We start from the raw sequence: 6,659 nt of genomic DNA on the forward strand, positions 1-6,659 counted from the left end.
GGAGCAGGTCGGTCTTCGTGACGACGAGGATATCGGAAGTCCTGAAGATCAACGGGTATTTCAACGGCTTCTCGTCGCCTTCCGTCACGCTCAGCAGCACGATCCGCTTGTCCTCCCCCAGGGGGACTTCCGCGGGGCAGACCAGGTTGCCGACGTTTTCCACGATGAGGAGCCGCGTCCCCGAGAGGTCCATCTTCCGGAGGGCGCCCAGGAGCTGGGACGGCTGGATGTGGCAGCCGGACCGGGTGTTGATCTGCAGGACCTGCACCCCGTGCCTGCGGATCCGCTCCGCGTCGATGTCGGTCTCGAGGTCGCCCTCGACGACCGCCACCCTCCCCTTCCCCTCGAACCGGGAGAGGAGCGCCTCGATCAGCGTGGTCTTTCCGGACCCCGGCGAGGAGACCATGTTCAGGGAAAAGATCCCCCGTTCCGAGAGAAGGGCCCGGATGGCGCTGCAGGCGTCGTCCACCGACGCCTGGAGCGACCGTTCCACCTCGATCCGCACTTTTCCTCCGGCATCCATGCCGGACAGGATACCACACCGGCGCAGCGCGGCCAGGTCTGTTAAACTGGTCCGTCGTGGAGACTTCCGCGATCGAGATCACCGTCCGCGGCGTGGTCCAGGGGGTGGGGTTCCGCCCCTTCGTCCACCGGGTTGCGACGGACTGCGGCCTGTCGGGGTGGGTCGCCAACACCCCGGGGGCGGTCGTCGTACGCGTGGAGGGGACCCCGGACTCCCTGTCCCGCTTCCGGGCGCGGTTCCGGGAGGAGATCCCGCCCGCCGCGCGCGTGACCCGCTTCACGATCCGGAAGGTCCCCCCCTCGGGCGTCCGGGGGTTCGAGATCCGGCGGAGCTGGACGAAAGGGATCGCCCTCTCCACGATTCCCCCGGACATCGCCACCTGTCCGGCATGCCTCGCGGAGCTGTCCGACCCGAAGGACCGCCGGTTCCGGTACCCCTTCACCAACTGCACGAACTGCGGCCCCCGGTTCACTATCGTCACGTCCCTTCCGTACGACCGGGAGCGGACCTCGATGTCCGTCTTCCCGATGTGCCCGTCCTGCCGGAGGGAGTACACGGATCCCCTCGACCGGAGGTACCACGCGGAGCCGATCGCCTGCCCGGAATGCGGCCCCCGCCTTTCCCTGAAGGACGCCGACGGGGAGCCCATCCCCTGGCCGGACCCGGTCGGTGCGGCGGCCTCCGCCCTCGACGAGGGGCGGATCGTGGCGATCCGGGGGCTGGGAGGGTTCCAGCTCGCGGCGGACGCGACCCGCGAGGAGGCGGTGCGCGCGCTGCGGGAACGGAAGCGGCGGGAGGAGAAGCCGTTCGCGGTGATGTTCCCCGACATCGCCTCCGCCCGCGCCGCCGCGCGGATCGCGGATGCGGACGCGGCGATCCTGGAGGGCCCGGCCGCCCCGATCCTCCTCTGCCCCGCCCGCGACCCTTCTCCCCTCGCCCCGGCGGTCTCGATGGGGATGCCGACGGTGGGGGTATTCCTCCCCTACACTCCGCTGCATCGCCTCCTTCTCAGCCGCGCCGGGCGGCCGTTGGTGATGACGAGCGGGAACCGGACCGACGAGCCGATCGCCATCGGCAACGACGAGGCGTTGACGCGCCTGCGGGGGATCGCCGACCTTTACCTGATGCACGACCGCGAGGTGGTCCAGCGCTCGGACGATTCCGTGGTCCGGCGGGTCGGCCGGCTTACATACCCCATCCGGAGGGCCAGAGGGTTCGTTCCCGCGCCGGTGAAGCTGCCGCGGAGCTTCCCGGACGTGGCCGGTCTGGGGGCGGACCTGAAGAGCACCTTCTGCTTCGTCAGGGAGGACGCGGCATACCTCTCCCAGCACCTGGGCGACCTCGAGCACTCCGAGACCCGGGAATTCTACGAGGAGACGTTCCGGTTCTTCCGGCAGTTCCTCGACGCGAAGCTGCGCGCCGCCTGCCGCGACCTGCACCCCGCCTACTTCACGACCTCCTTCGCGGGCGCTCTGACCGGGGTGGAGCAGGTCTTCGCCCTCCAGCACCACAAAGCGCACATCTATTCCGTGATGGCGGAGACCGGCTTCTCGGGGAAAGCGGTGGGCGTGGCGTTCGACGGGACCGGGTACGGCGAAGACGGCACCATCTGGGGAGGGGAGTTCTTCACGACGGACGGCGAGGAGGTTGTCCGCGCCGGCCACCTGGCCCGCTTCCCGCTCCCGGGAGGGGATGCCGCCGTGCGCGAGCCGTGGAGGACCGCCCTTTCCCTCTGCCGCGAGGTCCTCGGACGGCGTGAGGCGGAGGAAGCCGCACGGACGCTCTTCCCGGCGGTCCCCGCGGATTCGATCCGGCTGCTGCTCGACGCGCTGGACCGGGGGATCAACGTCGTGCCGACCTCCAGCGCCGGACGGCTCTTCGACGCCGCTTCCGCGATCTGCGGCCTCTGCCCGCGGTCGAGCTTCGAGGGGCAGGCGCCGATGCGTCTCGAGGCAGCCGTCGCGCGGAGGCGATGCGGCACGTACCGGTTCACTTTGAAGAGTGAAGACGGCCTCCTTGCAGTAAACTGGGGAGAAACGGTCGCCGGGCTGATCCGGGACGCGATGAAGCGCGTCCCGCAGGGCACGATCGCCCGCCGGTTCCACGACACGCTCGCCGCCGCGATCCTGGCCTCGGTCTCCCGCCTGGCGGAGTCCTCCGGGGCGCGGCACGTCATCCTTTCGGGCGGCGTGTTCCAGAACGCGACGCTGCTGTCCTCGGTGCTCTCCGGGCTTCGAAAGGGACGCCTCGTCCCGTTGATCCACCGGCAGGTCCCCACCAACGACGGCGGCGTTTCGCTCGGCCAGGCGTACTACGCGGCGCTTCGCGTCGCAGGGGGGTAGACGGGGATGTGCCTGGCGATTCCGGCGAAGGTCCTTTCCATCGAAGGCGATAACGCGATGATCGAACTCGGGGGCACGCAGCGGGAGGCGTCGCTGATGCTGCTCGAAGGCGTCTCCGTCGGCGACTGGGTGATCGTCCACGCCGGCTTCGCGATCGAGAAGCTCTCGGAGGAGGACGCCGCGCAGACCTTCGCCCTTCTCAAGGAAATCATGGAATCCGGCTCCGATGAAGTTCATTGACGAGTTCCGCGACCCGGCGGCCGTGCGCGCCCTCGTCGAAAAGATCCGGCGCGACGCGGGAGACCCCCCCATGCGCCTGATGGAGGTGTGCGGCACGCACACGGCCTCCATCGCCCGCAGCGGCCTGCGGTCGCTGCTCTCCGGCGCCGTCTCGCTGGTTTCCGGCCCGGGCTGCCCCGTCTGCGTCACTCCCGACGGATACGTCGACGCCGCCATCGCCCTCGGCCACAAGCCGGGCATCACGCTGACCTCCTTCGGCGACATGCTCCGTGTCCCGGGGAAACGCTCGACGCTGGAGAAGGAGCGGGCGAAGGGGATCGACGTCCGCGTGGTCTATTCCCCGCTCGACGCGGTCGCGCTGGCCGCCGCGGAGCCGGACCGGGAGATCGTGTTCCTGGGAGTGGGGTTCGAGACGACGGCGCCGGCCATCGGAGGGGCGATCCGGACCGCCTCCGACCGGAAGCTGAAGAATTTCTCCGTCCTCCCTTCGGTCCGTACGATCCCGGAAGCGATGGCGATCCTGGCGCGCGATCCCGAGATCCGGATCGAGGGCTTCCTGTGCCCCGGGCACGTGTCCGTCGTCATCGGGACGCAGCCGTACGAGGAGCTCGCGTCGAAGCACCATATCCCCTGCGTCGTCTGCGGCTTCGAGCCGCTCGACATCCTTCTCGCCGTCTCCATGCTGCTGCGGCAGAAAAAGGAGGGGGCGGCCCGCGTGGAAAACGCGTATCCCCGGGGAGTGGCGCCCGAGGGGAACCGGAAGGCCCGGGAGGTGATCGCGGAGGTCTTCGCCCCGTGCGACACGGGGTGGCGCGGCATCGGCGTCATCCCGGGGTCGGGCTTGAGGATCTCGGACCGGTACGCGGCGTTCGACGCGGAGAGAAAGCACGGGGTCCCCGTGATCTTCGCCATGGAAGACACCCCGTGCCGCTGCGGCGACGTGCTGAAGGGGAAGATCCTTCCCCCCGAGTGCCCCCTCTTCGGCAAGGCGTGCGTCCCGGAGGAGCCGGTCGGCCCCTGCATGGTCAGCACCGAGGGGACGTGCGCGGCGTATTACAAGTACGGCGGCGGCCTCCGATGACGGCGGGCAAGGCGTCCGCCACGGACAGGATCCTTCTCTCCCACGGAGAAGGCGGAAAGCGCACGCGCGAGCTGATCGGCACGGTGATCTCGCGGTATTTCTCCAACCCCGTGCTCGCCCCGTTCTTCGACTCGGGGCTGCTCGGCCGGATCGACGGGGAGATCGCCTTCACGACGGACGGTCACGTGGTGTCGCCGGCCTTCTTCCCGGGAGGGGACATCGGGCGGCTGGCGGTCTGCGGGACCGTGAACGACCTCGCCGTCTGCGGCGCGCGGGGGATCGCGATCTCCTGCGGCCTGGTCCTCGAGGAGGGGCTGCCGATAGAGACGCTCGAGCGGGCGCTCGCGGCGATGCGCGACGCGGCGGCCGAGGCGGGGGTGCTCGTCGCCTGCGGCGACACCAAGGTCGTGGAGAAGGGGAAGGGAGACGGGATCTTCATCACCACCGCGGGCGTCGGCGTGATGGTGGACGGCTGGAGGCCTTCCCCGGAAGCGGTGCGTCCGGGCGACCGGATCCTGCTCACGGGGACGATGGGCGACCATTACGTGGCCGTGCTTGTCGCCCGCCAGCGGCTCTCCCTGTCCGCGCCCGTCCTGTCGGACGTGGCTCCCGTCGGCGGGATGATCCTCCCGCTGCTGGAGCGGTTCGGGAGCCGGGTCCGCTTCATGCGCGATCCCACGCGGGGCGGCGTCGGAGTGACGCTCAACGAGATGGCGTCCTCGGCGAAGGCGCGGTTCGTCCTCGACGAGGAGCGGCTCCCCGTGCGTGAATCGGTGCGCGGCGTATGCGAGATCCTCGGATTCGACCCGCTCTACCTCGCCAATGAAGGGAAGGCGCTGCTGATCGTGGATCCGTCCGCCGCGGAAGACGCGCTCGCCGCCCTGCGGGAGCACCCGCTGGGAAGGGAGGCCGCGATCGTCGGGACGGTGGAGGAAGGCGCGCCCGGCGTGCGTATGCGGACCCTTGCGGGGGGGCTGCGGGCCGTCGACTACCCCGTGGGGGACCAGCTCCCGCGGATCTGCTGAATTGAAGCCCGCAGCTTTGATTTATGACGCCGGCTGTCCCGTCTGCCGCGGGTTCGTGGACAAAGTCCGGCGCAGGGCCGCGCCGCCGGACGCCTTCGAGTTCCTCCCCTGCGGCTCGGCGGAAGCCCGTGGCCGCTTCCCTTCCATCCGCGAAGCGGACTGCATGGCGGCCGTCCATCTTGTCCTTCCGGGCGGGCAGGTGCTCGCAGGCGAGCGGGCGCTCCCCGAAATTCTTAGACGAATGCGAGGATACCGGATCCTCACCCCGCTGTTCCGCCTCCCGGGCGCCGGCATCGTCTCCCGGCTCCTTTACCGGGAATTCGCCCGCCACCGCAGCCGTGACGGTTAGTCCCTATTGCAAAATGCCCATTTTTTCTGATATTTTCAGCGGTCTGGGATTCTTTTCGGCAGGCCACCAATCCGGGAGCAGACGATGATCCGTTTCGAGGGCGTCCACAAGTGGTTCGGGCCGCTTCACGTGCTGAACGGCATCGATCTCCACGTGAAAGCAGGGGAAGTCGTCGTGGTCTGCGGCCCTTCCGGCTCGGGGAAATCCACCCTCATCCGGACGATCAACAACCTGGAGCCCATCAACGAGGGGAAGCTCACCGTCGACGGAAGGGACCTGCTGGACCGGAAGACCGACATCAACAAGCTGCGCGCGGAGATCGGCTTCGTCTTCCAGCAGTTCAATCTCTACCCCCACCTGACGGTCATCGAAAACATCACCCTGGCGCCGGTCAAGATCCGAAAGACGGACCGGAAGGAAGCCGAGAAACAGGCGATGGCGCTTCTCGAGCGCGTCGGGCTGCCGGAGAAGCGCGACGCCCATCCCGCCCAGCTCTCGGGCGGCCAGCAGCAGCGGGTCGCCATCGCGCGCGGGCTGGCGATGAAGCCCAAGATCATGCTCTTCGACGAGCCCACCTCGGCGCTCGATCCCGAGATGATCGGCGAAGTCCTCCAGGTCATGAAGGACCTCGCCGCTTCCGGGATGACCATGATGGTGGTCACCCACGAGATGGGGTTCGCCCGGGAGGTCTCCGACCGGGTGGTCTTCATGGACCACGGCGCCATCCTCGAGATGGCGGAGCCCGCCGAGTTCTTCAAGAATCCGAAACACGACCGGTTGCGGCAGTTCCTCAAGCAGGTGCTGTCTCCGATGCACTAATCCAAGTCAGGGGGGGAGAAAATGGCAAGGAGAACCGTTTCGTTGGTCGTTGCGGCGGCGCTGGTGGGCCTGCTGTGCGGCTCCGCGCTGGCGGCGGACACGCTGGCAGAGATCAAGAAGAAGGGCGTCCTGGTCGCGGGGGTGAAGGACTCCACCCCGCCGTTCGGCTCCGTCGACCCGGCCACCAAGGAGTACGTCGGGTACGACATCGACTTCATCCGCGCCATCGCCAAAAAGGCGGGCGTCAAGGCGGAGTTCCAGCCCGTGACGTCGGCCAACC

8 protein-coding genes are annotated in these 6,659 nt (G+C 68.7%); 7 read left to right on the forward strand and 1 reads right to left on the reverse strand.

All coding sequences use genetic code 11. From position 1 onward, the window contains the following. A partial coding sequence (gene hypB / locus AB1346_05420; protein MEW6719867.1) for a hydrogenase nickel incorporation protein HypB occupies nucleotides 1–505 on the reverse strand: 505 nt, incomplete at its 3' end. Between the two features lie 74 nt (nucleotides 506–579). Here hypB and hypF point away from each other — a divergent pair. The 7 genes from hypF to AB1346_05455 all read left to right on the forward strand — a co-directional run. Then, nucleotides 580–2,865 carry a carbamoyltransferase HypF gene (gene hypF, locus AB1346_05425; protein ID MEW6719868.1) on the forward strand — a complete coding sequence of 762 codons (2,286 nt, stop codon included), beginning with the start codon at nucleotides 580–582 and terminating at the stop codon, nucleotides 2,863–2,865. 6 nt (nucleotides 2,866–2,871) lie between these two features. Next, nucleotides 2,872–3,105, forward strand: coding sequence for a HypC/HybG/HupF family hydrogenase formation chaperone (locus tag AB1346_05430; protein ID MEW6719869.1), 234 nt, complete (start codon nucleotides 2,872–2,874; stop codon nucleotides 3,103–3,105). Beyond that, nucleotides 3,092–4,186, forward strand: coding sequence for a hydrogenase formation protein HypD (gene hypD, locus AB1346_05435; protein ID MEW6719870.1), 1,095 nt, complete (start codon nucleotides 3,092–3,094; stop codon nucleotides 4,184–4,186). Before AB1346_05430 ends, hypD begins: the two co-directional genes overlap by 14 nt. Further along, nucleotides 4,183–5,211 carry a hydrogenase expression/formation protein HypE gene (gene hypE, locus AB1346_05440; GenBank protein ID MEW6719871.1) on the forward strand — a complete coding sequence of 343 codons (1,029 nt, stop codon included), beginning with the start codon at nucleotides 4,183–4,185 and terminating at the stop codon, nucleotides 5,209–5,211. The genes hypD and hypE overlap by 4 nt, the downstream gene beginning before the upstream one ends. Nucleotides 5,212–5,227: 16 nt before the next feature. Further along, nucleotides 5,228–5,560, forward strand: a complete 333-nt coding sequence (locus AB1346_05445; GenBank protein ID MEW6719872.1) for a DUF393 domain-containing protein — start codon at nucleotides 5,228–5,230, stop codon at nucleotides 5,558–5,560. Between the two features lie 84 nt (nucleotides 5,561–5,644). Then, nucleotides 5,645–6,379: an amino acid ABC transporter ATP-binding protein gene (locus AB1346_05450; GenBank protein MEW6719873.1), complete on the forward strand. Its 735-nt coding sequence runs from the start codon at nucleotides 5,645–5,647 to the stop codon at nucleotides 6,377–6,379. 21 nt (nucleotides 6,380–6,400) lie between these two features. Beyond that, nucleotides 6,401–6,659: transporter substrate-binding domain-containing protein (locus AB1346_05455; GenBank protein MEW6719874.1), on the forward strand; the 259-nt coding region annotated here is incomplete at its 3' end.

The organism is Thermodesulfobacteriota bacterium, assembly GCA_040758155.1.
In the GTDB taxonomy this organism is placed as follows: Bacteria; Desulfobacterota; Deferrimicrobia; order Deferrimicrobiales; family Deferrimicrobiaceae; genus UBA2219.